Origin of the sequence: Kocuria marina, assembly GCA_014652975.1 — a bacterium.
Taxonomy (GTDB): Bacteria; Actinomycetota; Actinomycetes; order Actinomycetales; family Micrococcaceae; genus Kocuria; species Kocuria marina.
Map to the genome: position 1 here is coordinate 820,666 of BMZV01000001.1, position 26,304 is coordinate 846,969.

Sequence of the window (26,304 nt, forward strand, 5' to 3'; positions counted from 1 at the left end):
TCCCGGGAGAATCCATGAGCTCCACCCACTCCCCCGACCGCCGCACGTTCCTAACCTACGGTCTCGGGGGACTCGTGGCCCTGGGGGCCATCGGAACCGCGACGGCGGGGTCCATCGCATCGGCCTCCGGCGGCAACGACCTCCGTTCGTCGCTGACCATTATCGCCCCGGCGGCCGCGGGCGGCGGGTGGGACACCGTGGCCCGGGAGATGCAGCAGGCCCAACGGGCCAACGGCATCGTGAACAACACCCAGGTGGTGAACATCCCGGGTGCCGGCGGGACCATCGCGCTCGGGAACCTGGAGATCCTCTCCGGCAAGGCCAACAACCTCATGGTGGGTGGCACGGGTCAGTTGGCGGCCACCATCCAGTACGACTCCGCCACCACCTACGCGGACGTGAATCCCCTGGCCGTGGTGGTGGAGGAGTACGACGTGATCGTGGTCCCCGGCGATTCCCCGTACACGTCCCTGAAGGAACTCATGACGGCGTGGGCCAAGACCCCCGGCAAGGTCCCGTGGACCGGAGGCGGTTCCTTCGACCAGCTGGTCGTGACCGAGATGGCGATCAGTGCCGGGTTGGCACCCAAGGACATGATCTACGTGTCCTCGGACGGCGGCGGTGAATCCACCCAGGCCCTGCTCAACGGCACGGCGGCCGCCGCGGCCAGCGGGTACCCGGATTCCATCGACCAGATCGAGTCCGGGCGGTTGCGGGCCCTGGGCGTCGTGGCCCGCGAACCCGTGCCCGGGGTGGAGATCCCCACGACCGTGGAGCAGGGCTTCGACGTCACCCTGGCCAACTGGCGCTTGCTTGTGGCACCGAGTGGGATCACGCCGGAGGAGAAGACCGAGCTCGAGACCATTGTGCGGGAAACGATCGCCACACCGCAGTGGCGGGAGGCCATCGAACGCTTCAACTGGAACGAGAACGTGATCACGGGCGAGGAGCTCACCCGTTTCCTCGCGGACGAGAAGACCCGCATCCAGGGCCTCTACAAGGAGTTGGGACTGTGACATCACAGGTGACCGGGTCGACCCCGGCGTCCGCACCACCCCCGCAGGAGGCGCCGCCCTCCGCGCACCGGTCGCTGCTGTCCGAGCTGACCATGCCCTTGGTGCTCGCGGCTTTCGCGACGTACCTGCTGGTGAGCATGCTCAGCATGTCCGTCCCGGAGTCGGTGGACTTCCCCGGGCCCCGGTTCTTCCCGGCCGTGGTGACGGCAGTGATCTACGCCCTGGTGATCGTGGAGGTGCTCTCGATCCTGCGCCGCCGGTCCGCGGACCGTTCTCCTGGAGGCCACCCGACGACGTCGACGGGCAGCACCGCGCACACCTCCCCCGCCGATGACGACGCCGCACCCTCGGCGGACGATGCCGGCTACGAGTTCGTAGGTGCCTACGAGCCCGCCACGCCCCAATTCTCGTGGCGGTCCTTCGCCTGGGTGGTGGGCGGTTTCCTGGTGTTTGCACTACTGCTCGAGTTCCTGGGGTGGATCATCGGCGCCGCCGTACTGTTCTGGTGCGTGGCCCGCGGCTTTGGCTCCACCCGCCCGCTGTTCTCACTGGTCGTGGGGCTGACCGTGAGTTCCCTCGCGTACATCGCCTTCGACATGGCCCTGGGGTTGTCCCTGCCCTCCGGCCTCCTGGGGGGTGGGTTCTAGATGGAGACCCTCTCGCTGTTGCTGGACGGTTTCGCCGGGGCGCTCACCCTGCAGAACCTCTTCTGGGTGGTGCTCGGATGCTTCCTGGGCACCGCCGTGGGTGTCATGCCCGGCCTGGGGTCCTCCATGGCCGTGGCGCTGCTGCTGCCCGTGACGTTCGCCCTGGATCCCACCGCGGCGTTCATCATGTTCTCCGGCGTGTATTTCGGCGGGCTGTTCGGGGATTCCACCATGGGCATCCTCATGAACACCCCGGGGCAGGCCTCGGCCATCGCGTCCACGTTCGAGGGCCACAAGATGGCGCTCACCGGCAGAGCCCCACAAGCGCTCGCCACGGCGGCCATCGGGGCGTTCATCGGTGGTTTCGTGGCGTCCGTGGTGGTCGTGTTCTTCGCACCCTTCCTGGCCGAGTTCTCCACCCAGTTCGGTCCGGCGGAGTTCTTCGCCCTGGCCCTGTTCGCGTTCGTGGCCACGTCCTCCGTGGTGACGGACTCCGCGGTCAAGGGTCTGCTGTCCCTCGCCCTGGGACTGGGGATCGCCGTGGTGGGTATCGACTCCGTGACCGGCATCCCGCGGTTCACCATGAACTCCCCCTACCTCTTCGACGGGATCTCCCTGGTGACCGTCACGGTCGCGGTGCTCGCGCTGGGTGAGGTGATCTATTTCGCCACGACCGCCCGGTTCCAGAGCCAGGGAAGGATGCTGAAGGCCCAGGGGCGGCCCTGGTTGAGCCGCAAGGAACTGCGGGAGGCCACCCCGGCATGGTTGCGCGGCACGGCCATCGGCTTGCCGTTCGGCGTGGTCCCGGCCGGCGGCGCGGAGATCCCCACGTTCCTGGCATTCGGCGCGGAACGCAAGCTGGATCGGCGTCGTCGCGACCCGCAATTCGGCAAGGGCGCCATTCGAGGTCTTGCCGCACCCGAGGCCGCGGGCAACGCCACCACCGGTATGGCCATGGGTGCGCTGCTCGCGCTGGGCCTGCCCATCTCCGCGACCGCCGCCATCATGCTCGCCGCGTTCCGGCAGTACGGGCTGCAACCGGGACCGCTGCTGTTCGAGCGCGCCCCTGATCTCGTGTGGGCGCTGTTGGCCAGCTTCTTCATCGCGATGATCGTGCTGCTGATCATCAACCTGCCGTTCGCGATGGTGTGGGCCAAGCTACTGCTCATCCCGCGCCCGTACCTGTACGCGGGCATCACGGTGTTCTGCGGCCTGGGCATCTACGCGACGTCCGGCTCCACCTTCGACCTGCTCATGCTCCTGGGCGTGGGACTCGTCGGCTTCTTGATGCGTATGCATGATTACCCGCTCGCGCCGCTGATCATCGGGATGGTCCTGGGTCCGCTCGCGGAGACGAGCCTGCGGGACGCCCTGATCAGCGCGGACGGTGACGCCTCGATCCTGGTGAGCGGTCCGATCGTGCTCGTGCTCTACGGGGTCCTGGTGATCATCCTGCTCCTGACACTGCGCAGCAAAGTCACGAGCCGCACCCGCAGGGACGTCTGAGCCGACTCATCTCCGGGTAAACCCCACCCTCTCCCAAGTGCGGGTGCACTGATTTTGCTGAGCTAAAACACGCAAACCCCTCTCAGAGGGTGGTTCGCTGCTTTAGCTCAGCAAAATCACACGCCGTCGCGGTCCTCGGAGCCGGGCGGGATTGCCCGATCAGAACGGGTACTGCGGGATGTCCGGGCTGAGGGTGACCCATTGCAGCTCGGTGAACGCCTCGACGTTGGCGTCCGCCCCACCGAAGTGCACGCCCGTGCCGGAGGCCTTCATCCCACCCATGGGGGCGGTGGCCTCGTCCATCACGGTCATCTCGTTGATGTGGATCTTCCCGGCCGTGACGCGGTCCGCGACCTTCATGGCCTCCCCCACCTCGCCCAGGATCGACAGGGACAGCGCGTACTCGGAGGCGTTGGCCAGCGCCACGGCCTCGTCCACGGAGGACACCGCGATCACGGGTGCCACCGGGCCGAAGATCTCCTGGTTCCACGCCGGCATCTCAGGGGTGAGATCAGTCAGCACCGTGGGGCGATAGAACAACCCGTCGTGGGTGGCACCCGCCCGGATGGTGGCGCCGGCGATCACCGATTCCTGGACCTTGGAGTCCACGGACTTCAGCTGCTTCTCGTCGATGATCGGGCCCAGGTGGACCTGTCCCTCGGAGGGGTCGCCCACCACGAGGGCGTCCGCCTTGTCCGCGAGTCGCTGGACGTATTCCTCGTAGACGTCCCGGTGCACGATGTGCCGACCCGTGGTCATGCACACCTGACCCTGGTGGAAGAAGGTCCCCATAGCACCCACGCTCGCGGCCAGGTCCAGGTCCGCGGAGGGCAGCACGATCATCGCGTTGTTGCCACCGAGCTCCAGGTGCGTGCGCTTGAGATGCTGGGCACCGGCCGCGCCCACGTGCCGCCCCGCCTCAGTGGAACCCGTGAAGGACACGATCCGGACCTCGGGCGCGTCCACGGCGGCCGCACCGGCGTCCCCGCCGCCGGGCAGCACGTGCAGCACACCCTCGGGAAGCCCGGCCTCCTCGAAGATGCGTGCGATCAGCGCTCCGCCGGTCACGGGCGTGCGCGGGTCCGGCTTGAGCAGCACCGCATTACCGAGCGCGAGCGCGGGTGCCACGGAACGGATCGAGAGGATCAGGGGGAAGTTGAACGGGGAGATCACCGACACCACCCCGGCGGGCAGACGCCGCGCGAGCGACCAGTGCGGGTCGTCCGAAGCCAGCACCTGGCCCTTCGCGTGCGTGGGCAGCGCGGACGCCTCGAAGCATTCCTCCGCGGCCACGTTGGCCTCCATCCCGGCCTTGGGCTGGATGGCGCCGGTCTCGCGCACGACCCAGTCCACGACCTCGGCAGCGTGCTCCTCGAACAACTGCCCCGCCCGGCGCAGCACGGCCGCGCGCTCGGTGGGCTTGAGCGCTGCCCAGGACTGCTGGGCCGACGACGCCACGGACGCCGCCCGGTACACGTCCTCCGGCGTGGCCGCACCCACGTGACCCAGGACCGCTTCCGAGGCCGGGTTCAGCACCGTGATGGGCTCACCGGAACCCTCCGTCCACTCCCCGTCGAAGATCTTCCCATCCCATCGGCCGTCCTCGAGAATCGCCATGTCCCTTACCTCCTGGTGTGCCACGTGATGGATCTCCATTGTGCGGGAGCCGGCCCCATCCAGACCACGGGCCGGGTGATATCCGCGGCCCGCGAACGGCATGGGAGTGAGCGGGCGACCCGAGGGTGCGCGAGCGGCGTCGTCGTCCCCGAAGACGAGCCCCCTCGAGGAAGGCGCAGGCGGTCAGGGTTGCGGGTCGCGGGCGTCGTAGCGCATGAACTCGGGGAACATCCGCATGAGCAGCAGCACGAGCAGGAAGCAGATCACGGCACCCACCAGGGCGGCGAACCCGGGTCCGAGCCACTGGCCGCCGGCGCCCATCACGGCGTCGCCCAGGCGAGGGCCGCCCGCAACCACCACGATGAAGATGCCCTGGAGCCTGCCGCGCAGCGAGTCGGGGGTGGCCGCCTGCAGGATGGTGGTGCGGAACAGCATGGACACCGAGTCCATGACCCCCGCGGCCACGAGCACCAGGCAGGACATGACGAGGGGCCACGCGGTGTCCCGGCCCCAGCCGCCGGAGGACACCAGGATCACCGCACCGAACGCCATGATGCACACGGCCCACGCGGCCACGGCGGCGGCGCACCCACGACCGTGGTGATTGATGCGAATGAATGTTCCCGAGAAGACTCCCGCGAGGACGGATCCCGCCGCGAGCGCCGCGGTGAGCAGCCCCACCGTGAACTGGTCCCCGCCCAGCACGGACGCCCCCAGCACGGGGAACAGCGCGCGGGGCATCGCGAAGATCATGGCGGCCAGGTCCAGCAGGAACGTCATGCGCAGGTTGGGGCGGGTGGCCAGGAACCGGAACCCCTCCACGACGGAACGGAAACCGGCCTTGCTCGTGGCGCCGTCCTCCCCGGGGATGGGCGGCAGGGGTGGCAGGGGTGGCAGTTTGTACATGGCCCACAGGCTCACGGCGAAGCTCAGGGCGTCCACCGTGTAGGCCCACCGGAAACCCAGTCCGGCCACCGTGAGCGCGCCCAGCAGCGGGCCCACCATGAGGCACGAGCCCATGGTCAGTTGGAACAGGGCGTTGGCGGCGGGCAGTTGTCGCATGGGGACGAGGCGCGGGACGATCGCACCGCGCACGGGCTGGTTCAGTCCCTGCGCGAAGGAGTGCAGGGCCACGATGCCGTAGAGCACCGCGACGCTCGCAATGTCCAGCCACGCGTGCGCGGCCAACGCCACGGTCATGATGAACAGGCCGAACGTGGTCCACAGGCCCGCCGAACGCCGGTCGGTGGCGTCCCCGATGCTGCCCCCGTAGAGACCTGCGATGATCAGGGGCACGAGCGCGAAGAAGCCCACCATCCCCACGGCGAACGTGGATCCGGTCAGCTCGAACACTTCCAGGCTGATCGCGATCACGGTGAACTGGCTTCCGAGCATCGACAGCGTGGACCCGATCCACAGTCGCCGGAAGGCGGGGATGTCCCGCACGGGGGCGATGTCGAGCAGGAAACGGGCCACGGGTCGATCCTAGGGGCAGGCGGGGATGCGCACCTCACCCGTCACGATGCAAGTACGGCCCGTGCGTCCCACCCCTGAGTCCTCGTGCGTGTCCCCCGCACCACATACCCTGGGAGCACCCTTTTCCCCGGGATCACAGGAGTCCTCATGCGCACACGCGAACAGCGCCGGGCCGCGCGGTCGGCCCGCGGTTGGCCGCGGTTGCGCGTGCACGCCGTGCGCAACGGGGTGGGAGCCGTGATCCTCGGGGCGCTTCTCCTGTGGGTAACCCACGGACCCTTCCGTTTCGAGAACTTCCCGGCCGGGGACGTGGCCTGGGTCTGGCGTGTGATCGCCCTGGTCGTGGCGGTAATGCTGCCCTACGTGCTTCTGACCATGGGCGTGTATCTACTGCTCGCCGGCTTTCTGGCGACCAATAGGGCGGCGTTGGCCGCCGGGCGCGCCCGCACCGTGGTGCTCGAGCCCGAGGACCCGGAGGATCCCCCGGTCACCACGCACCGACTCTCGCAGCACACTCCCCCGGGCGTGAAGATCCGGGCCCACACGGTGCACGGTCGTCGTCACGACAGCCGCTACACCCGTGATCTCCTGGGTTTGCTGCCCGTTCAGTCGCCCGCGGCCCTCGTGCCCCTGGGGGCGGGGATCGTGGCGCTCATCGCGGCCTCGATCTATTACTCCACGGGCTACGCCGAACCCGCCGCCGTCCTGCTGCTGGGCGTGCTCTACCTCGGCTGGAAACTCTTCCGGGGTTGGCGCAGCCACCGCGTCTTCGCGGACACGCCGTGGCAGGCGCCGCGGGAAGTCGACACCGGTTCCTTCCCGCGTGTCACCCCGCTGCGGGACCAGGACACCGCACACCACCCCGTCACCCGGGTCTCCTACGTCACGGACGACGACGCCGCGGCGCCGCACGTACGGGAGCGAGCGGCGCCGTCGTCGTACGAGGTCGACGACCCGGAGGAGCCGTACGAGACCACCGACGAGCTGCCCGTGATCGAGAAGATCCGCGACCGGTATACCGAGCCCCGCCGGATGAGTGCGTCGCAGCGACGGTTGGCGGAGCGGGCGGAGCGCGAGGCGATCCGGCGGAGGCTCCCGCGCGTGGTCGAGGCCGAACGGGCGGACGCGCACGCCACCGCCCCCCGGGTGGTACGTGATGCGCAGCGCACCGACCCGCGGGACGTCTATGAGACGGATCCGCAGGGGGAGGCCGCGGAGCAGGAACAGCAGCGGCTCAACCAGAAGCGCTACGAGGACCACATGCAACGCCACCGCGACAAGCGGGAGGACCGGTTGCGCAATGCGGAGGCCCGGCAGCCCGAGGAGGCGCCCTCGCTGTGGGGGTACGCCAAGAACCGGCTCACGAGGCGCGGGGACGACTCCTAACGCTCAACGACCGCCACGGGGAGCTTCTCCGGCGTGTGGCTATCGTCGCGGGGATGACTTCTTATCTTCGGCGCTTGGCTCCTCCGCATTCAACACAGTGGCACCGGGCCGGGCCCCGGCCGCCGCGGGCGTACCCAGCTGCCAGATCCGCCGCACGGTCCAACCCAGGAGGATCACGAGCAGCACGTTACGCAGGGTCAGCACCCCGGCCATGACCGGGTTCGCGTGGATCAGCGGCGTGTAGAACAGCGGGTAGATCACGAACGTGGTCGCCGCGATGCCCAGGGTCAGTAAGGCCGGGATGCGCCACCGGACGCGGTCGTGCAGCAGACCCACCATGATCACCGGGGCCAGCCAGATCATGAACTGCGGGGAGCCCACCTTGTTGAACACGATCAGCACGATGGTCAGCAGCAAGGATCCGGCGTGGACCAGGCGCGCCCTGTCCGCACCGCGCCGCAGTGCCCGGATGAGCAGCACCGCGGCAATGAGAACGGCCATGAGCAGCAGCGGCTGCATGAGGGAAGCCATGACCTCCACACCGGGACCGTAGACCTCGGTGGAGTTGATCGCGGTGTTGTCCGCGATCCGGGAGTCGGCGAGCCCCAGGACAGCGGCCCACACCCACGGCGTGGAGAACGTGGCCTCGAGCTGCATCCCGCGGGAGCCTTGGTTGAGCAGGAAGTCCGCGATCCGCTCGATCCCGCCGAGCACCAGCACGCCCAGCACCACGAACAGCGTGACCACCACGCCCGCCGTGATGATGCGCACGCGCTGTTTGAGCGCGATGACCATGGCCAGCAGCACCGCGGCCGGCCACACCTTGATCCACGTGGCGATGCTCAGCAGCGCCGATCCCACCACCGGATGGCGCACGGCGTAGAGCAGGCCGATGAACACGATCGGCACCGCCACACCCTCCACACGCGCGAAGCTGAGGTACCCCAGGAACACGGTGAAGACGACCCACCACCACCCGGCCAGTACACCGCTGCGCGGGGCGCGGTGGAGGAGGAACCACATGGCCACGGCGTTCAACGCGGTGATCATGAGCGTCCACGCCAGAAGGTAGAGGTCGTAGCCCGCGATCCTCGGGAACATGATGGGCACCTGCGCGAGCACGGGGTAGACCCACGGGCTGACGGAACCCTGGTCGGGCGCGTTGTACCCGGCCATCGCCCATTCGCGGTACTGCTCGGTGTCGCTGAAGGCCCACCCGTGCAGGAAGAACGTGGCCATCCAGCACAGGAAGTACACGTGCACCACCGCGAAGCCCACCCACACGGCGGCGGGGCGGTTCAGCCACTCCTGCGGACGACGGCGCTGCGGCCCGGGCCGCGCGCCCGTCGCCGAGTGAGCGGCGTCGTCGGCAGAGGCAGCCTCGGGGTGCGCCGTGGCTCCGCCAGTGGGTGCCGCGGGGGCACCCGTGCGCGGCACCGAGGTGCGGTGGGCGTCCCCGGGGGCGGGAGCCGCATCGTCATCAGGCGTGCGGGCCGGCAACCGGGCCTCCCTTCACGACGGAACTGGCGGGCCCGGCGGACCCCAGCCGGTACAGCCCGCGCGCGGACCACCACAGCAGGACCACGAGCAGCAGGTTGCGCAGGGTCAGCACGCCGGCCATGACGGGGTTGTTGTGACTCAGCGCGGTGTAGAAGAGCGGGTAGACGAAGAACGTGGCGATCGCGATCAGCACCGCGAGGAACGCCGGGGTGCGCCACACCTTCCAGTTGTGCACCAGGCCCACCGCGATCACGGGGCCCAGCCACACCATGAACTGGGGCGAGCCCACCTTGTTGAACACGATGAAGGCCGTGACCATGGTCAGCGAACCCGCGAGGAACAGGGCCGTGCGGTCCAGGGCACCGGCGTGCACGCCGCGACGCAGCCCGCGGGCGATCAGCACCACGACCACCACGGCGGCCACCACGAACAGCGGCTGCATGAGCCGGGACATCACGTCCGAGCCGGGGCCGCTGACCTGCATCGAGTTGATGTCCGTGTTCATGTACATGCGGGAATCACCCACGCCCAGCACCGAGAGCCACAGCCACGGGGTGCTGAACGTGGCCTCGAGCTGCATGCCGCGGTCGCCCTGCTGGGTCATGAAGTCCGCGATCTGGCGCGGTGATCCGGACACGAACGCGGCCGCCACGGCAAACAGCGTGACCAGGATCCCGGCGAGCAACACGGCGCCGCGACGTCGTGCGGCGGTCAACAGAGCGATCACGACGGCGGCCGGCCAGACCTTGATCCACGTGGCCAGGCTGAGGATCGCGGAGGCCACGAACGGGCGGGACACCCCGTAGACCAGGCCCAGCAGCACGAGCGGGGCCGTGAGACCGTCCACGCGCGCAAAGCCCAGCCAGCCCATGAGCAGGATGAACACGAGCCACCACCAGCCAGCGGGCAGTGCGGCACGGTTACGACCCCAGTCGGTCAGCTTGCCCATGGCCACGGCGTTGAGCACCGCGATGATGAGCACCCACAGGAAGAAGTACGGGCCCGGTCCCGCGATGCCCGCGAGTCCCATGGGGATCTGCGCGAGCACGGGGTACACCCAGGGGCTGGGACCGTACGCGATGTTGCGGTCGTCGAAACCCGCTTCCGCCCACGCGCGGTAGATGTTGGTGTCGCTGAAGGCATTGCCCTGCAGCGAGACGATCAGGGCAAAGATCAGGAAGCCCACGTGCACCAGCAGGAACCCCACGAGCAGCGCGCCCGGTGTCATCAGACGATCCTGCGCGGCGCGGGGGAGCACGGCGTCCCGTGCCCGGGTGGCGGCCGTGAAATATCTCTCTGTGGGCACGGATGAGGTCCTTGTCCGAATGCGCGCGGGATTCTGTTCTGGTCCGGGGGTGTGCACTGGTCCTGTTCGGGGGCGTGCGGCGCCCGAGGGTCCCGGCGCCTCGGACATACCGGTTCCGATTCTATGGGGAACCACTCCGGGGACCGCATACGGCGCCATGATGCGCTCACCCCGCCCCCAGGGAACCCCCAGAACGCGCACTGTTCGAGTGCAAACCGTCCTGTAAAGTCAGGGGTCGGAGCCGCTGGACACCTCGGCTCGCCCACCACTGGTTGGCTGAGGGGGCTGGAATCCATGACCGCGACCGGTTCTCGCCCCTCTCCCGCGCACACCGGCTCCACCGCCAAGAATGATTCGCGCGCCCACATGGCGATCATCCAGGGCGTCATTGGTTCACTCATGATGCTCGTGGGGTCCGTGGGGACCGGGTGGATCGCCAACGGCTCCCCCATGGTCCGGCACCCCCTGGTCATCGAACTGCGCGTGAACGTGTGGGGCGTGTACGGGTGCACCGTGCTGCTCACCGTGGGCGCCATGCTGCTCATCCGGTCGTGGTTGCGCCTCGGTCAACGCTTGCGGGGATGGCCGCACGGGTCGTTGCGCACCGTGATGATCGCCGTGATCGCATGGTCCCTGCCCCTATTCCTCGCCGTTCCCATCTACTCGCGGGACGTGTACGCATACATCGGTCAGGGCCGGTTGATGCTGGCCGGCAAGGACCCGTACGTGGAGGGGATCTCCTCGCTCGACAACTGGTTCATGCTGGGCGCGGATCCGGAATGGGCGGAGGCCCGCACCCCGTACGGCCCCTACTTCCTGTGGATCGCCGCCGGGGTCGTCCGGTTGACCAACGCCCAGCCGGACGCCTCCGTGATGCTGTTCCGGGCGGTGGCGTACGTGGGAGTGGTGCTGTGCATGATCTACGTGCCCAAGCTCGCGCGCCTGCACGGGATCAACGGTGCCCGGGCTCTCTGGATCGCCGTGGCCAACCCGCTGTTCCTCATCAGCTTCGTGGCCAGCGCCCACAACGACGCACTCATGGTGGGCCTCGCCGTGGCCGGCGTATACGCCGCGGCCACGAAATATCCCCTGCTGGGCATACTTCTGGTCACGGGGTCCATCGGGATCAAACCCATCACCATCCTGCTGCTGCCGTTCATCGGTCTGCTCTGGGCGGGCAAGGGTGCCTCGTGGCCGCGGCGGTTCGTCATCTGGGCGGCCACCGCGCTCCTCAGTTTCGGGATCCTCGCGGTGAGCGGTTACGCGGATAACCTCGGTCTGGGCTGGGCCTGGGCCCTGTTGGACCCCACCCCGGGGTACACGGGGTACTCGCCGTCCGGGTTCCTGGGACAACAGGTGGAGCGCGTGGGAAACTTCTTCGGCCAACCGGGGGACGCCCTCGCATCGGTGTTCCGTCAGGTGCTGCAGTACGCGGCCATCGCCCTGGTCCTCGTGCTGATGTTCGTGGGCGGGGACCGCAGGATCGTGCGGCGGATGGCCCTCGCGTTCTCCGCCGTGGTGCTGCTGTCCCCCATCATCCAGCCCTGGTACATCCTGTGGCTCATCCCCCTGCTGGCCGCGACTGGCATCAAGGACAACTGGCAGATCCGCATCCTGTACATCGTGATCACGTTCTTCGTGGTCTTCGGTGCCCAGGACCAGCTGTCCGTGTGGCCGTTCATCGACCTCAGCGTGAGCGTGTCCCAGGTGGCGTTCGTGATCACGGTGGCCTTCACGCTCTACCTGGCGCTGATCGATCCCCGCACCCGCACCCTGCTGACCCACGGTGGGTTCCGGGGCTGGGTGGATCCCGGCCCCCCTCAGGTGGCCGCGGGTACGACGGCGCACAAGGACTAACGCAGGCCCCTGAGCCTTTCGAGCTCGCGGCGGTCCTTCTTGGTGGGCCGCCCCGCCCCACGGTCCCTGCGGGCCACCGGCACGCTGAGTTCCGCGGGCCGCGGCGGGGAGTGGTCGATGTAGCACTGGGCCGCCGCGGGGGCGCCCACACGCTTGACGATGAGCTTGGTGACCTGGAACTCCTGCTGCCACCCCGGGCGGCGCACACTCACCCGATCCCCCACCCGCACCGGCTGGGCGGCCTTCGCGGGGGCGCCGTTGAGCCGCACGTGTCCCGCGCGGCACGCGGTCGTGGCGGCCGAGCGGGTCTTGAACAACCGGACCGACCACAACCACACATCCAGACGGGCGCTACCGGGTTCGTTGGCTGGGGCGTTCATGGGGTCCACGGTACTCGGGGACGACGATGTCGCCCCCGCCTGCCCCCAGTGGGGTCAAGGGATCACCCGGGTCCTGAACCATCACCAAACCATCCCTGTGCTGGTTTCGTCGCGCACACGGGAACCCCCGGCTCTTTGTGAGCAATCTCACGCCGCGGTCGGTACGGTGGGAGTGGGGCTTCACAAGGACGTGAGCCCCGAAGCCTCTGCGAAAGACGCAGAGGCAGTTGAGAACGGGGGTTGAGCACTCATGCTCAAGAACTTCATCAACAACACCTATGTGGAATCCGCATCCGAGGAATCCTTCGACCTGGTCAACCCGGCTACCGGTGAGGTGACGGAACAGTCTCCCAACTCGAACGAGCAAGATGTGAATGCCGCGTACGAGGCAGCCGCTAAAGCATCGAAGACATGGGGGCGCATGACCCCCGGTGCGCGACAACTCGCCATGCTGCGCATCGCCGACGCCCTCGAAGCACGGGGGTCCGAACTCGTGGACGCGCAATCTCGCAACACGGGCCAACCCAAGTACCTGATCCAGTCCGAGGAAGTCGATGTCTCCGCGGACCAGATCCGCTTCTTCGCCGGCGCAGCCCGCTTGATGGAGGGCCTCGCGAGTGGCGAATACATGGAGGGTCTCAACTCCGTGATCCGCCGGGAACCGATCGGCGTGGTGGGCCAGGTGACGCCGTGGAACTATCCCCTCATGATGGCCGTCTGGAAAGTGGGGCCAGCCCTGGCCGCAGGCAACACCATCGTGTTGAAACCATCGGACACGACTCCGGAGTCGACACTGCTGTTCGCTGAAATCGCCTCGGAGTTCCTTCCTGAAGGCACCTTCAACATCGTCCTGGGCGATGCCAAGACCGGGGAAACGGTCGTGTCACACCGCACGGCGGGACTCGTCTCCATCACCGGCTCGATCCGAGCCGGTCTGGCTGTCGCCGCATCCGCAGCGAAGAACCTCACGCGCGCTCACTTGGAACTGGGCGGAAAGGCGCCCTGCGTGGTGTTCGGGGACGCGGACCTGGACTCCGCCGCCGCCACGCTCGCAGAAGCCGGTTTCTTCAACGCCGGCCAGGACTGCACCGCCTCCACCCGCATCCTCGTGGAGGGATCGGTCCGTGACGAGTTCCTGGAGAAGATCACCCAGGCCGCGAAGGACACGGCATTCGGCACCCCGGACAAGGAGGACATCCTCTACGGCCCGCTCAACAACGCCAAGCAGCTCGAACAGGTGTCCGGGTTCATCGATCGTTTGCCGGAGCACGCCACCGTGACCACGGGTGGCAAGCAGGCGGACGGGCCCGGCTTCTTCTTCGAGCCGACCATCGTGGCGGATCTCAAGCAGGAGGACGAGGCCATTCAGAATGAGATCTTCGGTCCCGTCATCACCGTCCAGACCTTCTCCACGGAGGAGCAGGCCGTGGAGATGGCGAACGGGGTGGAATACGGATTGGCGTCGTCCGTGTGGACCAAGGATCACGGCCGCGCGTTGCGGATGTCCCGCGATCTGGACTACGGCTGCGTATGGATCAACACCCACATCCCGTTGGTCGCCGAGATGCCCCACGGCGGCTTCAAGCACTCCGGCTACGGCAAGGACCTCTCCAAGTACGCCGTGGAGGAGTACACCCGCGTCAAGCACGTGATGAGCTCGTTGGACTGACGGCGGGAACGAACGAGGGAAGGAGCGCATCATGACCGACATTCGAGAACTCGTGCTCACCGCTGACCGCGAGCTGTTCACCGAGCACGACCTGAGCACCCTGGACCGCAATTTCGCCGAGGACTACGTGGAGCATTCGCCGCTCGTGGCCAACGGTAAGGAAGGCCTGCGGGAGCTGGTCACCGACGCGGGCGAGGGTCTGAGGCACGACGTCGCGCGCGTAGTCGTGGACGAAAAGGCCGGTTTGGTCGCGCTGCACGGTGCCTATCCCGGGTTGGATCCGGACACCGTGTTCGTGGGGTTCGACATCTACCGCGTGGCCGACGGCAAGATCGTGGAGCACTGGGACGGCCTGGTGGATCAGACACCACCCAACGAGTCGGGCCACACCCAGCTGGACGGCCCCACGGAGGTGGACACATCCGCCGACACCGAGGCCAACAGGGAGTTCGTCAAGCGGGCCTGGGCTACGTTCTTACAGGGCCAGGACTACGACGCCGCGGGCGATTTCACGCGTTCGGACGGGCGGTTCACGCAGCACTCGGGTGACATCGCCGACGGTGTGCAGAACATGGTCGACTTCTTGAAACACCTCAAGGAGGACGGTTCTGCACTGACCTACGACACATTGCACCGCACGGTGGCTGAGGGGAACTTCGTCCTGACGTTCTCGGAAGGATCCATCGCCGGTGACCGCCATTTCTTCTGCGAACTGTGGCGCATCGAGGACGGCGCGTGGGTCGAACTGTGGGACGCCATCGGACCGGTTCCGTCGGATGACGAACTGGCGCACCCGCACGGTGCGTTCACGTCGGTAGCGGACTGAACCTGACCGAGACGACCTGACAATGCAGTGGCCCCGTGGACGCGTGATGGCGTCCACGGGGCCACTGCCCGATCTGTTCCAGTGATCGAGGAGCACATCATCCGGGACCGTCAGTGCCCGGGCCCGCCGTGACCTCCGGCGTCCGCAGGGGCACCCGCTGAGGGAGCGGCGTCGTCGTGGGCATGGTCGTGACCCTTGTGGGAAACGTGTCCGTGCGCCTTCTCCTCCCGCGCCGGAGCCCCCGGTTTGCCCGTCACCACCGCGAGTTCCACCGGCGTCTGCGGCAGGTCGATGGTCTTGGCCACTTCACCCTTGGTCAGATCCACCGCGTGCAGTTTCTTGTTCTGCGCGTCGGTCACGTAGGCGCTCGAACCGGCCACCTTGATCGCGGGACCCGCCTCCTGCCAGTCCGTCTTCTCCTCCCACGGCTGGATCACGTCGGTCTTCCGGACCACCTTTCCGGACTCCACGTCGATCACGTTGAGCTTGCCGTCGTACGTGAGCACCAAAGCCTCACCCTCCGGCCCGCGGGCCAGCGAACGGAACCAGTAGGACGAGCCCAAGTCCACCAGCCGGTGCGACCCGTCCCGGGTGTCGAAGAGGGCCACACGCGTGGGGCGCTCCTGCTCGGCATCCTCGTCCACCTTGTAGTCGCCGAGCACGATCGGCGACCTCTCCGAACCTGCGAGGTTGCCCGAGCGCGCGTAGGCGTCCGCCACGGCCACCTTGTGGAACGTCCCGTCCCGATAGATCACGGGCCCGTTCTCGCAACCCGCCATCACGGTGTCGGTGCTCGCTCCCGGCGCAGCCGCCGCCTCACCGTGCACGGCCGGGCAGTCCGTCGTCTCGGCCTTGACGGCGCCGTCCTTGCCAAGCACGCGCACGGTGTGCCGTTCATCCTCCGTGCCCTGGGTCGTGAACAGCGTGCCGTCGGCCAGCTCGAGCGCCACCCCGTGGTGCGGGTGCTCGGTCTTCCGTTCGGTCGTGTCGTCGCCCCACCGGTTCCCTCGTCCCTCCGGGTGGGCCCCGGCGGTTCCAGCCCCGGGCCGCCCCTCCGTGAGATGTCATTACGCCCCCGGGTGCGGGTGGTGAGCATGACTGCGGGAGGCTCCATGACCTACCCCCGTGCATCGCCCAATCAATGGCCGACATTCCCCGTCCGCTTCGAAGAAGAAATACGAATGAAGTACCACACTATTTTCATGAGGGTGATCCTGCTAGACTGAATCCTTATAACTACGTATGACAATGGACTTCACGAGGCGCGAGAAGTGAATAATGGATCACCTGGCCATTCTTATCCGTTCGATACTGCTTATCCCTCTGGTTGCTGGCCTTATTTACTTTTTCGGAAGTGTCCTTAAATCCGCACTGTTCGGCGGCTCCAACCGGCCATCCGACCCGGATGATCCACGCCGGCGCCGATGACCAAACGCTCGAGACGCCGGATATTGGGGCGCGGCCCCGCAATACACGTAATGCAGTCATCAATCCAGTCACGAATACCCCGCCCATAAGGGCTGGATGCACCCTCGGCACCTCCCATGGCGATAACCCACTGCCACCCAGTTCCACCAAATCAAAGATCGCATAGAATTTTCCCGGCAGTACGACGCCCATCCTCATTTCGGTATTTCTGTTCGAGGTAATTCGCCCCCACCCCTGGACGCCGGCGCCAGCATTCGGGGCATGATGGGACCACCCGTCACCGTCGCGAGGAGCCGCAGCATGAGCCCGTCACCGCACACCGCGGGAATCATCGGTCTCGGATCCATGGGCAAGCCCATGGCCGGGCACATCATCAGCGCCGGGCACGACGTGGTGGTCCTGCATCGCAGCCTCCACAAGGCCCCGGGGGCCCGCGCGGTGGGCACGCCGCGGCACATGGCACGCCAGTGCGACGTCGTGATCGTGTTGGTGCCCGGCGCCCCGGAAATCGACGGCGTGCTGGAAGAACTCGCTGAGGGCGCCCGCGAGCGCGACGCCGACCACGACCGCCTGGTCCTGGCGATCAGCTCCACCGTCTCCCCCGTGGACATCACCCGCTGGCACCGGGACACCTCGGGTGTCGAGTTCGTGGACGCGCCCATCAGCGGCGGGGAGGCCGGGGCGATCCGCGGGGACCTGTCCGTCATGGTGGGTGGCGACGACGCCGCCGCAGGCCTGGTCTCGGACGTCCTGTCCTCGTGCGGTCGCCCCGTCCACCTGGGACCGCTGGGGGCCGGGCAGGTGGCAAAGGCGTGCAACCAGCTGATCTGCGCGGCGGAGATCGTGGCGATCTCCGAGGCCAGCGTCGTGGCCGAACGGGCCGGACTGGACCTGGCCACACTGCTGGACCTGCTCCAGGGCGGCTACGCGGGATCCACCATCCTGGCGGACAAGACTCCCAAGCTCGTGGCCCACGACTACTCGGTGTCCGCGCAGGCGGCCTTCGTGCACAAGGACGTCTCCGCGTACCTGGATGCCGCCCGCGCCACCGGAACCACGTCGGTGCTGGGCGGGCCCATCGCGGCCGCGGCGCAACAGCTCATCGATGGGGGGCTGGGCGAGCAGGACTCCGCGGTGTTCCAGAAGTGGATCGCGGACAGAACCGAGAAGTGAACGACCTGGGACCCACCCCTGAGAACACCTGTGCCCCGATAATGCACGCCACAGCGTCGTAGCGTGCATTATCGGGGCAGGAATGTAGTGAGGGGCCCTGAACCCTACTTGTAGAACCGGTTCAGGAAGCGCGCCACCACCGCGGGGCGCTCCTCCCCCTCGATCTCGATCGTCGCATCCGCCACGAGGTGCAGGCCGTTGCCCTTGACCTCCGCGACCTCCGCGATGGTCACGGTCATCCGGATGCGTGCGCCCACCTTCACCGGTGAGGTGAAACGGACCTTGTCCACGCCGTAGTTGACCTTGGTCTTCACGTCGGACACGTCAAAGAGCTCGGACCACATGGGGATCAGCAGCGACAGGGTCAAGAACCCGTGTGCGATGGGCCCACCGAACGGACCGTCCGCGGCCTTCTCCGGATCGGTGTGGATCCACTGGTGGTCATCGGTGGCGTCCGCGAACAGGTTCACCTGGTCCTGGGTGATCTCGCGCCGCTCGGAGTAGCCCAAATCCTTCCCCGCGAGCTCGGCCACCTCGTCGAACAGAACAAGGTCTTGGCGGTCATGACATGCTCCCTCTGGGGTTCTGCTCCGGCGGTGATGGGCGTCACCGCATGTTTCTTTCATGGGACCGTATTTAATTGAGATTGCCAACGGTTAAGATTATTCACGACGATCCTTCGGCGGACGGTCCCACCCCCCGCCCACCGCACGGAGCACGTCACGACACGACACCCAGGAGCAGCGACATGACCACCCCCCTTCCGCAGGACGCCCTTGACCCAGCGCCGGACCTGAGGACGAGTGATCTCGCGAGCGAGCCGGTGTTCCTCATGGCCCGGGCGAGTTCCCTGGCTTCCGCGTCCGCCAACCGGGCCCTGGGGGAACTGGACCTGAAGGTGCGCCATTACTCGGCCCTGTCCCTCGTGTGTTCGGACCTGCACCCGTCCCAGCGGGACCTGAGCAGGTACCTGGTCCTGGACCCCAGCCAGATCGTGCTGATCGTGGACTCCCTCGAGCGTCGCGGGGCCGTGGTGCGGCGCACCGATCCCCATGATCGCCGCTCCAAGTTGATCGAGCCCACGGACAAGGGCCGCGAGCTCTACCGGCGTGCGCGCGCCGCGGTGGACCGCTGCACGGACGGGACAATGGCACCCCTGAGCGAGGACGAACGGGCCACCCTGTTGGACTTGCTGCAGCGCGTGGCACTGGGCTGAGCGCACCGTCATACGGCCCCGCCCGCCCCGGGATTCCGGGTGTTCACGCCCGCGAACACGTACCGTGGAACCAGCACACTCGACTCCCCCGCGCTCCCCCTACCGATCGAGGTCACGCACCATGCGCTCCGCCGCCCCCGCCGCCCTTTCCGCCCTCTGCGCCATGCTTATGCTCACCGGCTGCGGTTCCGGCGGCGACGCGGGGGGCGACGACGCCGCGAACGGTACCGCAGCGACGTCGTCCACCGCGACCGAACAGCCCAGCGCGACACCCACGCCCACCCAGCCGCCAGAGCTGATCGGCGGGGGCACCACCCTGTTCCCCGAGCGCCGGTTCGTGGCGCTCTACGGACACCCGGGCACCCCGGGGCTGGGCGCGCTGGGTGAGCAGGGGCCGGAGGAATCCGCCGAGCGGGCAATCGAGCTGGCCAAGCAGTACGAGCCCTACAGCCAGGAGAAAGTGATCCCGGCGTTCGAGATCATCGCGACCACCGCTTCCTCCGACCCGGGACCGGACGGCGACTTCTCCAGCGAGGCTCCCGTGGAGCGCCTCATGCCGTACATCGAGGCCGCGCAGAAGCACGGGATCTACGTGGTCCTGGACCTGCAGCCCGGCCGCTCGGACTTCTTGTCCCAGGCCAAGCGGTACGAGGAACTGCTCAAGCGGCCCAACGTGGGCCTGGCCCTGGACCCTGAGTGGCGGCTGGGGCCCGGGCAGTATCCGCTGCAGCAGATCGGGTCCGTGAGCGCTCAGGAGATCAACGAGACCACGCAGTGGCTCGCCCGGCTCACGGCCGAGAACGGCCTGCCCCAGAAGACCCTGATCCTGCACCAGTTCTCCATGCCCATGATCCAGAACCGTGAGGCCATCACGACGGACCACCCCGAGCTCGCGTTCCTCCTGCACGCGGACGGACACGGCACCCCGGATCTGAAGATGTCCACGTGGGACGCTCTGCAGCACGAGCTGCCCCGGGGGATCCGCATGGCGTGGAAGAACTTCTACGACGAGGACACCCCCACGTTCACCCCCAAGCAGACCTTCGAGCTGACGCCCAAGCCGTGGTTCGTGTCCTACCAGTGAGCCGCTCGGGCTGGCGGAGTCTTTTGGTTCGGCAGACACCGCGGTTCCGGGGAGTCGCCCGGGCCGGAAGGCCCGCCGCGCCCGAGGTTTTGAAGCGGGTGCTCCCAGGAAATTGTTCCGCGCCATGTCTTCCCCCGGCCGGGACGTCGGGTCTAGATTATGAGGACCTGTTCGCTCCACGGAAGGAAGTGCCTATGGGACTCGGTGACAAGATCAGTAATGCTGCGGAGAAGGCTTCCGGTTCCGCCAAGGAAAAGCTTGGTGACGCCACGGACAACGCAGATCTGCAAGCTGAGGGTGCCGGGGAGAAAGCTTCCGGTGGCGCCAAGCAGTCCGTGGAGAACATCAAAGACGCCGGCAAGAATCTGAAGGACGGGCTGGGCTGAGATCCGCACCCGCCACCTTTCGACCGGAGGGCCCTCGTCGTGAACACGACGAGGGCCTTTCGTCTGCCCGCCCCACCGCGGTCCGGATCACCGCACCGCGAACCGCTTGCGCGCGATCAGCAGGCACACCAGGGATAGGGCCGCCACCGCCGCGTAGTAGATGCTCGGTGAGGTCAGAGAGCCGGTGGAGCTCACGAGCCACGCGAGCACGAGGGGTGCGAATCCCCCGAACACCGTGACGCCCAGGTTGTAGGCCACGGACATCCCCGTGGTGCGGATCTGCGTGGGGAACATGTCGGTGAGCAGCGCGGGCATGGGGCCGAAGTACAGGGCCATGATCACGCCCAGCACCGCTTGCACCACGGTTAGGGTGGCCACCGTCGGGGCCGCGACCAACCACAGGAACAGCGGGTACACCACCACGATGCCCACCGCGGAGGCCACGAGCATGACCCGGGCAGGTCCCACGCGGTCCGCGAGGTGCCCCACGAACGGGGAGCCCACCAGGGTCACCGCGCCGGCCACCACACCGCCCAGGTACGCGGCCCACGAGGGCAGGTCCAGGTTCTGGATCGAGTACGTGGGCATGAACAGGATCGTGTACACGGACATGGACGCCAGGCCCACCACACCTGCGGCCGTGAGCCACCGGCCGGCGGAGTGGACGATGGTCTGCGCGAGGGGACCGCGCCCGAGGGACGGGCGGGGCGGCGTCGTTGTACCCGTGCTCTCCGAGGGCGACGACGCCGCTCGCGCACGCTCGTCCTGCAACGCCCGGAAGTCCGGGGTCTCGTCCATGCGCAAGCGGATGTAGAGACCCACGGGGCCGATGAGCAGGCCGAAGAGGTAAGGGATGCGCCAGCCCCACGAGTACAGCGCGTCGTGGCTCAGCAGGGTGTACAGCGCGAACCCGAAACCGGAGGCCATCAGGATCGCAAGGCCCTGGGTCGCCACTTGCCACGACCCGTAGAAGGCGCGCTTGTCGGGGGCGTTCTCGATCAGGAACGCGGTGGCCGTGCCGAACTCGCCACCGGCGGAGAAGCCCTGGATCAGGCGGGCGAGCAGGATGAGCAGCGCTGCCGCGGGGCCGATGACCGCCGCCGTGGGGGCGAGCAGCATGATGAGCGTGCCGAGCATCATCAGGGCAATCGTGATGGTCAGGGCCGGGCGGCGACCGTGGCGGTCCGCGTAGGAGCCCAGCACCAGGGCACCGAGCGGGCGGATCAGGTACGACAGCGCGAACGTACCGAACGTCAGCAGGGTGCCCGTGACCTGTCCGATCGAATCCGACTCGAAGAACAGCGCGGAAATCACGACCGCGAGGGACGAGTAGACGATGATGTCGAACCACTCGAGCGCGTTACCGATCGAGGACGCGACCACGGCGCGGCGAGCGGTGACACGCTGCTCGTGCGTGACGGGCAGATGGGTAGGTGCGCTACTCATGTCTGCACACTAGCCCACGGTTCGCTCCTCCCGCGGCCGCCGTGACGCCGCATGACGGCGAGCCGCCGACTTATACTGGGGCACGGCATGGAACCGGCACGGGACGTGTCACACCCCAGGACAGGAGCAGTGCAATGATCTTCATCGTGGTCAAGTTCGAGGTCAAGGACGAGTACGCCGAGCGCTGGCCCGAGATCGTCGCGGACTTCACTGCCGCGACCCGCCAGGAGCCGGGCAACAAGTGGTTCGACTGGTCCCGCAGCCTGGACAACCCCAACGAGTACGTGCTCGTGGAGGCCTTCGAGGACGACGCCGCCGAGGCCCACGTGAAGTCCGAGCACTTCACTGCCATGACCGAGAAGTTCCCGCCGTACCTCGTCCGCACCCCGCGCATCATCTCCCGCCAGATCGACGGTGACGGCTGGGATGAGATGGGTGAAGTCACCGTCGAGGGCTGAGGCATTGATGACCGGGGAACCCGTGAACCCGTGAACCGGTTCCTCGTGGGCCTGGACATCGGCGGATCCCACACCCGCGGCGTACTGTTCCGCGGGGACTCCCCGGTGCGCGAAGCTCGTTCCGGCAGCGCGAACGTGCAGAACGTCAGCCGGGAGCGGGCCGCCCAGTCACTGCGGGAGATCTTCGCCCGCTTGGAACCGCCACCCGGCACCACGGTTCTCGCCGGCGCCGGCGGTGTGGACACCCCGCACGACGCCGCTGCACTGACGCAGCTCATTCGCTCCGTGGCTGAGGCCGCAGCGGGCGCTGGCCCGGCGCCGGGCATTTTTTCGGCGGCGGACGGTCACCCTGCACCGGACGCCTACCCGGCGTCGGAGACGCCCGTGATCGCGGTGCATGACACCCGCCTGATCCTCGCCGCGGGCGGACACACCGAGGGCATCGCGGTGATCGCGGGAACCGGTTCCGTGGCGTGGGGTGTGAACGCTTCCGGCCACGGGACCCGCGCCGGGGGCTGGGGCTACCTGCTCGGCGACGAGGGCAGCGGGTTCTGGCTCGGCCGGGAAGCGGTGCGCCATGTGCTGCGGGACGCGCAGCACCGGGGAGCGAGCGACGAGACCCCCGCAGAGGACGACCGGTTCGCTCGGGCCGTGTTGGGACACGCCGGGGTCGACACGCCCACCGAGCTGATCGCGGCGTTCCACGACCGCCCCGACCGCACCCACTGGGCCGGTCTGGCCCGCACGGTGATCGAGCTGGCCCCGCACGACGACGCCGCTCGCGAGTTGGTCTCGGCGGCCGCCGCGCACCTCGCGGAGCTGAGCATCACCGTGGCCAGGAACCTGGGCGAGCCCCTCCCCGTAGTGATGGGAGGCGGGCTCGCAACCACCTCGGTGGGCGTGGAGCTCAGGGAACGCCTGGGCGATCATGGACTGCGGGTCACGCTGTTGGACCGGGAACCCGTGCTGGGAGCGCCCCTGCTCGCCCGCGCCACGGGGCTGTGGGACGGGCGAGCGGGTCGGGCGGGCTGAACACCCACAGGATCAGCGGAAGGCCGCCTCCCCGGTGAGCTGCTGGCCCAGGATGAGGGCGTGCACCTCATCCGTGCCCTCGTATGTGCGCACGGATTCCAGGTTGTTGGCGTGGCGCAGCGGGGAGTAGTCGAGGGTGACGCCGTTGCCGCCCAGGATCGTGCGGGCCTCGCGGGCGATCTTGATGGCCTCGCGGCAGTTGTTGAGCTTGCCCACCGAGATCTGGTGGTGCTGCAGTGTGCCGGCGTCCTTGAGGCGGCCGATCTGCAGTGCGAGCAGGAAGCCCTTGTCGATCTCGAGGGCCATGTCCGCGAACTTCTGCTGCGTGAGCTGGTACCCGGCCAGCGGGCGATCGAATTGCATGCGCTCCTGGGAATACTTCAGGGCCACCTCGAACGAGTCGCGGGCGGCGCCCATGGCACCCCAGATGATCCCGTACCGGGCTTCGTTGAGGCACGAGAACGGGCCGCGCAGCCCCTTGGCCTCGGGCAGCAGAGCGGATGCGGGAAGTCGCACGTCCGTGAGTTCGATCTCGCACTGGATCGAGGCCCGCATGGACAGCTTGGGCTGGATGGGCGTGGCCTTGAAGCCCGGGGTGTCGGTGGGCACCACGAAACCGCGTATGCCCTCGTCCGTCTGGGCCCAGATGACGGCCACCTTGGCCACGGTCGCCAGGCCGATCCACCGCTTGGCGCCGGAGATGACCCAGTCCTCGCCGTCGCGGCGCGCGAACGTCTTCATGGAACCGGGGTCGGAACCCGCGGTGGGCTCGGTGAGCCCGAAGCACCCGATGGCCTCACCGGCGGCCATGCGCGGGAGCCACTCCTGCTTCTGCTCCTCGGAGCCCCACTTGTAGATGGCGCTCATGGCCAGGGAGCCCTGCACGGACACGAACGTGCGCAGACCGGAATCCCCGGCTTCCAGTTCGGCGCCGGCCAGGCCGTATTCCACGGCGGAACGGCCCGCGCAGCCGTATCCCTTCAGGTGCATACCCAGCAGGCCCAGCTTGGCCATCTCCGGGACGATCTCCAGGGGGAAGACCGCTTTCTCGTACCACTCGGCGATGTTGGGGCGGATGGTGGCGTCCACGAATTCCCGCACGGTGGATCGCAGAGCGATCTCTTCCTCGTTCAGCAGGGAGTCGAAACCCACCAGGTCCATGACGTTGACGGTGTTCTGTTGGCTCATGTCCTCACTGTACGGTGACGGGGTTCACGGAGCCACGCCACAATCGTTTCCGTGTCCTGCCCGAGCTGCGGCGGGGCGACCGTGGGGGATTCCAGGGGTGGGGTCCAGCGGGCCGGATGACGGAACTGCCGTCCCACGGTCCTGCCCTCCCGATCCTGGACGTCCACCGTGGGTTCCAGTCCGAGGTCCTCGGCCAGCGTGACGCCCTCGCCGATCCCGGCGACCTTGCCCGCAGGCACCCCTTCCTCGATCAGCGCTTCCTGCCACTCGCGGGCGGTCCGGGCGGACAGCGCCTCCTCCAGAAGCGGCACGAGGTCGTCGCGGTGGGCCACGCGCGCCGAGTTCGTGGCGAACCGTTCGTCGTCCGCGACGTCGGGGATGCTCAGCACGGTGGTGAATCTGCGGAACTGTCCGTCGTTGCCCACGGTCACCGCGAGGGGCGCGTCCGCGCAGTGCAACAACTGGTAGGGGACGATAGACGGGTGGGCATTGCCCATGCGCTCGGGGACCTTACCGGCACCCAGGTATGCCTGGCCCTGGTTGACGAGGGCACCCTGCAGACTCGAGAGCAGACTGACGTCGATGTGCGCGCCGCGGCCCGTGCGGCGTCGCGCTTCGAGGGCCGCGAGCGCGCCGATCGTGGCGTCCTTGGCGGTCAGGACGTCCACCAGGGCCACGCCCACCTTGGTGGGCTCGCCGTCCGCGGCGCCCGTGATGCTCATGAGCCCACCCACGGCCTGGACCAGGAAGTCGTAACCGGCCAGGTGGGCGCCCTCGGCGGTGCCGAAACCGGACACGGACACGTAGACCACGCCGGGGTTCTCGCGCGAGATCTCCTCGTAGCCCAGGCCGAGCTTGGCCATCCCGCCGGGCTTGAAGTTCTCCACGACCACGTCCGCGCGCAGGGCGAGTTCGCGCGCGAGTTCCCGCCCGTCCTCGTCCTGCAGGTCCAGGCACACGGATTCCTTGTTGCGGTTCACGGACTCGAAGTACGTGGCACCGGTCTCGGAATAGGGCGGACCCCACGCGCGAGTGTCGTCACCGGTGTCCGGGCGCTCGACCTTGATCACGCGGGCACCGAGGTCCGCGAGCGTCATGGTGCACAGCGGCCCCGCGAGCACGCGCGAGAAATCGGCCACGAGCACACCGTCCAGGGGCAGCGCTTCGGTCACGGGGTCCTCCTCGGATCGACGATGTCCTCCACTCTAGGTGCGCCGCCGCGGCCACGGCCCGACGACGTCGCTACGCCTCCGGGTCGCCGCCCGCCGCACGTCTACGGGCGACGACGCTCGGCCGGGCGCGCTACCCGTCCAGTTCACCACGCACAGGTTGTACGTCAGTTCCGTCTCCCCGGACGGCGCCGCTCGGTACAGCTCCGCGCACACGGTCGCCCCGGCAAGCACGCCGTAGGCGCCGTCGAACCGGCCGGCCCTGGGCTGGGAGTCCAGATGCGAGCCGACCATCACGTACGGGGCACCCGGACACAGCTCGAAGAGGCCGAACTCGTTACCGATCGCGTCGTAGTACACCGTGGCACCGCGCGCGATCAACCACCCGACGAACCACTGCCGATTGAGCCCGTCCGCGGTGGTCGCCGCTTGGCACTCCACTCCCCGGACTCGAGCCCGCCGTTGCGGGACATCCGCCGGAAATCCCGCGGGAGCACCTGATGCAGTGCGGACATGAACCCTCCTGAGCCATGAACCA

Annotated in this window: 24 protein-coding genes; 13 read left to right on the top strand and 11 right to left on the bottom strand. The window is 68.0% G+C overall.

The genetic code is table 11. The features are described 5' to 3' along the window. The first annotated feature begins 14 nt into the window (after positions 1–14). The 3 genes from IE157_RS03830 to IE157_RS03840 are packed head-to-tail and all read left to right on the top strand — an operon-like array spanning position 15 to position 3,169. Positions 15–1,016, top strand: coding sequence for a tripartite tricarboxylate transporter substrate binding protein (locus IE157_RS03830; protein WP_193519144.1), 1,002 nt, complete (start codon positions 15–17; stop codon positions 1,014–1,016). Continuing rightward, on the top strand, positions 1,013–1,663 hold the full coding sequence (locus IE157_RS03835) for a tripartite tricarboxylate transporter TctB family protein (protein WP_260850477.1): 651 nt from the start codon (positions 1,013–1,015) through the stop codon (positions 1,661–1,663). The genes IE157_RS03830 and IE157_RS03835 overlap by 4 nt, the downstream gene beginning before the upstream one ends. Next, on the top strand, positions 1,664–3,169 hold the full coding sequence (locus IE157_RS03840; RefSeq protein ID WP_098053898.1) for a tripartite tricarboxylate transporter permease: 1,506 nt from the start codon (positions 1,664–1,666) through the stop codon (positions 3,167–3,169). A gap of 159 nt (positions 3,170–3,328) precedes the next feature. Here the strand turns inward: IE157_RS03840 and IE157_RS03845 are convergent, their stop codons facing one another. Then, complete coding sequence (locus tag IE157_RS03845; protein ID WP_193519145.1) at positions 3,329–4,786, bottom strand: benzaldehyde dehydrogenase; 1,458 nt, start codon at positions 4,784–4,786, stop codon at positions 3,329–3,331. Between the two features lie 183 nt (positions 4,787–4,969). After that, positions 4,970–6,262 (bottom strand): MFS transporter, encoded by a 1,293-nt coding sequence (locus IE157_RS03850; protein ID WP_193519146.1) that lies wholly within the window; start codon positions 6,260–6,262, stop codon positions 4,970–4,972. A gap of 147 nt (positions 6,263–6,409) precedes the next feature. Between IE157_RS03850 and IE157_RS03855 the strand changes: the two genes are divergently transcribed. Beyond that, positions 6,410–7,648 carry a hypothetical protein gene (locus IE157_RS03855; protein WP_193519147.1) on the top strand — a complete coding sequence of 413 codons (1,239 nt, stop codon included), beginning with the start codon at positions 6,410–6,412 and terminating at the stop codon, positions 7,646–7,648. A gap of 39 nt (positions 7,649–7,687) precedes the next feature. Here the strand turns inward: IE157_RS03855 and IE157_RS03860 are convergent, their stop codons facing one another. Then, positions 7,688–8,950, bottom strand: coding sequence for a glycosyltransferase 87 family protein (locus IE157_RS03860; RefSeq protein WP_318281334.1), 1,263 nt, complete (start codon positions 8,948–8,950; stop codon positions 7,688–7,690). Positions 8,951–9,128: 178 nt separating this feature from the next. Further along, positions 9,129–10,454, bottom strand: a complete 1,326-nt coding sequence (locus IE157_RS03865; protein ID WP_318281292.1) for a glycosyltransferase family 87 protein — start codon at positions 10,452–10,454, stop codon at positions 9,129–9,131. Between the two features lie 294 nt (positions 10,455–10,748). Here IE157_RS03865 and mptB point away from each other — a divergent pair, with 294 nt between their 5' ends. After that, positions 10,749–12,311, top strand: a complete 1,563-nt coding sequence (gene mptB / locus IE157_RS03870; RefSeq protein WP_064846412.1) for a polyprenol phosphomannose-dependent alpha 1,6 mannosyltransferase MptB — start codon at positions 10,749–10,751, stop codon at positions 12,309–12,311. On the opposite strand, the gene IE157_RS03875 is transcribed toward mptB, so the two are convergent. Then, on the bottom strand, positions 12,308–12,691 hold the full coding sequence (locus tag IE157_RS03875) for an RNA-binding S4 domain-containing protein (protein WP_193519149.1): 384 nt from the start codon (positions 12,689–12,691) through the stop codon (positions 12,308–12,310). The two genes, mptB and IE157_RS03875, sit on opposite strands and share 4 nt — an antisense overlap. A 250-nt stretch (positions 12,692–12,941) precedes the next feature. Between IE157_RS03875 and IE157_RS03880 the strand changes: the two genes are divergently transcribed. Together IE157_RS03880 and IE157_RS03885 are read left to right on the top strand one after the other, a co-directional pair. Then, positions 12,942–14,360, top strand: a complete 1,419-nt coding sequence (locus tag IE157_RS03880; RefSeq protein WP_085106739.1) for a gamma-aminobutyraldehyde dehydrogenase — start codon at positions 12,942–12,944, stop codon at positions 14,358–14,360. A 31-nt stretch (positions 14,361–14,391) separates the two neighbouring features. Further along, the gene (locus tag IE157_RS03885) at positions 14,392–15,186 is read left to right on the top strand and encodes a nuclear transport factor 2 family protein (protein ID WP_193519150.1); all 795 of its coding nucleotides are present in this window, start codon (positions 14,392–14,394) and stop codon (positions 15,184–15,186) included. A 110-nt stretch (positions 15,187–15,296) separates the two neighbouring features. Here the strand turns inward: IE157_RS03885 and IE157_RS03890 are convergent, their stop codons facing one another. Then, entirely contained in the window at positions 15,297–16,136 is an 840-nt protein-coding gene (locus IE157_RS03890) for a hypothetical protein (protein WP_318281293.1), read from the bottom strand. Positions 16,137–16,914: 778 nt separating this feature from the next. Between IE157_RS03890 and IE157_RS03895 the strand changes: the two genes are divergently transcribed. After that, positions 16,915–17,787, top strand: coding sequence for an NAD(P)-dependent oxidoreductase (locus IE157_RS03895; protein ID WP_193519151.1), 873 nt, complete (start codon positions 16,915–16,917; stop codon positions 17,785–17,787). A gap of 104 nt (positions 17,788–17,891) precedes the next feature. Here IE157_RS03895 and IE157_RS03900 read toward each other — a convergent pair whose 3' ends face one another. Next, a complete protein-coding gene (locus IE157_RS03900) occupies positions 17,892–18,320 on the bottom strand; it encodes a MaoC family dehydratase (RefSeq protein ID WP_318281294.1) in 429 nt (142 codons plus the stop codon). Positions 18,321–18,535: 215 nt separating this feature from the next. Here IE157_RS03900 and IE157_RS03905 point away from each other — a divergent pair, with 215 nt between their 5' ends. The 3 genes from IE157_RS03905 to IE157_RS03915 all read left to right on the top strand — a co-directional run bounded on the left by IE157_RS03905 (position 18,536) and on the right by IE157_RS03915 (position 20,473). Continuing rightward, a complete protein-coding gene (locus IE157_RS03905; RefSeq protein WP_193519153.1) occupies positions 18,536–19,003 on the top strand; it encodes a MarR family winged helix-turn-helix transcriptional regulator in 468 nt (155 codons plus the stop codon). A 163-nt stretch (positions 19,004–19,166) separates the two neighbouring features. Further along, positions 19,167–20,087 carry a hypothetical protein gene (locus IE157_RS03910; RefSeq protein ID WP_318281295.1) on the top strand — a complete coding sequence of 307 codons (921 nt, stop codon included), beginning with the start codon at positions 19,167–19,169 and terminating at the stop codon, positions 20,085–20,087. Between the two features lie 194 nt (positions 20,088–20,281). Next, positions 20,282–20,473, top strand: coding sequence for a CsbD family protein (locus tag IE157_RS03915; protein ID WP_035965533.1), 192 nt, complete (start codon positions 20,282–20,284; stop codon positions 20,471–20,473). 87 nt (positions 20,474–20,560) lie between these two features. Here the strand turns inward: IE157_RS03915 and IE157_RS03920 are convergent, their stop codons facing one another. Further along, the gene (locus tag IE157_RS03920) at positions 20,561–21,919 is read right to left on the bottom strand and encodes an MFS transporter (protein WP_193519155.1); all 1,359 of its coding nucleotides are present in this window, start codon (positions 21,917–21,919) and stop codon (positions 20,561–20,563) included. A gap of 134 nt (positions 21,920–22,053) precedes the next feature. Between IE157_RS03920 and IE157_RS03925 the strand changes: the two genes are divergently transcribed. Together IE157_RS03925 and IE157_RS03930 are read left to right on the top strand one after the other, a co-directional pair. Then, on the top strand, positions 22,054–22,377 hold the full coding sequence (locus IE157_RS03925; protein WP_064845396.1) for a putative quinol monooxygenase: 324 nt from the start codon (positions 22,054–22,056) through the stop codon (positions 22,375–22,377). A 30-nt stretch (positions 22,378–22,407) separates the two neighbouring features. Continuing rightward, on the top strand, positions 22,408–23,409 hold the full coding sequence (locus IE157_RS03930; RefSeq protein ID WP_318281296.1) for an N-acetylglucosamine kinase: 1,002 nt from the start codon (positions 22,408–22,410) through the stop codon (positions 23,407–23,409). A 12-nt stretch (positions 23,410–23,421) separates the two neighbouring features. Here IE157_RS03930 and IE157_RS03935 read toward each other — a convergent pair whose 3' ends face one another. The 3 genes from IE157_RS03935 to IE157_RS03945 are packed head-to-tail and all read right to left on the bottom strand — an operon-like array spanning position 23,422 to position 26,207. Further along, positions 23,422–24,597: an acyl-CoA dehydrogenase family protein gene (locus tag IE157_RS03935; protein ID WP_064845398.1), complete on the bottom strand. Its 1,176-nt coding sequence runs from the start codon at positions 24,595–24,597 to the stop codon at positions 23,422–23,424. Beyond that, positions 24,594–25,769: a CaiB/BaiF CoA transferase family protein gene (locus tag IE157_RS03940; protein ID WP_193519156.1), complete on the bottom strand. Its 1,176-nt coding sequence runs from the start codon at positions 25,767–25,769 to the stop codon at positions 24,594–24,596. Before IE157_RS03940 ends, IE157_RS03935 begins: the two co-directional genes overlap by 4 nt. A 33-nt stretch (positions 25,770–25,802) precedes the next feature. Then, positions 25,803–26,207, bottom strand: coding sequence for a zinc-binding metallopeptidase family protein (locus tag IE157_RS03945; protein ID WP_404820563.1), 405 nt, complete (start codon positions 26,205–26,207; stop codon positions 25,803–25,805). Between the last annotated feature and the right edge of the window lie 97 nt (positions 26,208–26,304).

Bases quoted from the DNA above. Each gene is read 5' to 3' on its own strand.
- IE157_RS03830 (WP_193519144.1), top strand. From the start codon at position 15: ATGAGCTCCACCCACTCCCCCGACCGCCGCACGTTCCTAACCTACGGT.
- IE157_RS03840 (WP_098053898.1), top strand. From the start codon at position 1,664: ATGGAGACCCTCTCGCTGTTGCTGGACGGTTTCGCCGGGGCGCTCACC.
- IE157_RS03845 (WP_193519145.1), bottom strand. From the start codon at position 4,786: ATGGCGATTCTCGAGGACGGCCGATGGGATGGGAAGATCTTCGACGGG.
- IE157_RS03855 (WP_193519147.1), top strand. From the start codon at position 6,410: ATGCGCACACGCGAACAGCGCCGGGCCGCGCGGTCGGCCCGCGGTTGG.
- mptB (WP_064846412.1), top strand. From the start codon at position 10,749: ATGACCGCGACCGGTTCTCGCCCCTCTCCCGCGCACACCGGCTCCACC.
- IE157_RS03875 (WP_193519149.1), bottom strand. From the start codon at position 12,691: ATGAACGCCCCAGCCAACGAACCCGGTAGCGCCCGTCTGGATGTGTGG.
- IE157_RS03880 (WP_085106739.1), top strand. From the start codon at position 12,942: ATGCTCAAGAACTTCATCAACAACACCTATGTGGAATCCGCATCCGAG.
- IE157_RS03885 (WP_193519150.1), top strand. From the start codon at position 14,392: ATGACCGACATTCGAGAACTCGTGCTCACCGCTGACCGCGAGCTGTTC.
- IE157_RS03895 (WP_193519151.1), top strand. From the start codon at position 16,915: ATGAGCCCGTCACCGCACACCGCGGGAATCATCGGTCTCGGATCCATG.
- IE157_RS03905 (WP_193519153.1), top strand. From the start codon at position 18,536: ATGACCACCCCCCTTCCGCAGGACGCCCTTGACCCAGCGCCGGACCTG.
- IE157_RS03910 (WP_318281295.1), top strand. From the start codon at position 19,167: ATGCTTATGCTCACCGGCTGCGGTTCCGGCGGCGACGCGGGGGGCGAC.
- IE157_RS03915 (WP_035965533.1), top strand. From the start codon at position 20,282: ATGGGACTCGGTGACAAGATCAGTAATGCTGCGGAGAAGGCTTCCGGT.
- IE157_RS03920 (WP_193519155.1), bottom strand. From the start codon at position 21,919: ATGAGTAGCGCACCTACCCATCTGCCCGTCACGCACGAGCAGCGTGTC.
- IE157_RS03925 (WP_064845396.1), top strand. From the start codon at position 22,054: ATGATCTTCATCGTGGTCAAGTTCGAGGTCAAGGACGAGTACGCCGAG.
- IE157_RS03935 (WP_064845398.1), bottom strand. From the start codon at position 24,597: ATGAGCCAACAGAACACCGTCAACGTCATGGACCTGGTGGGTTTCGAC.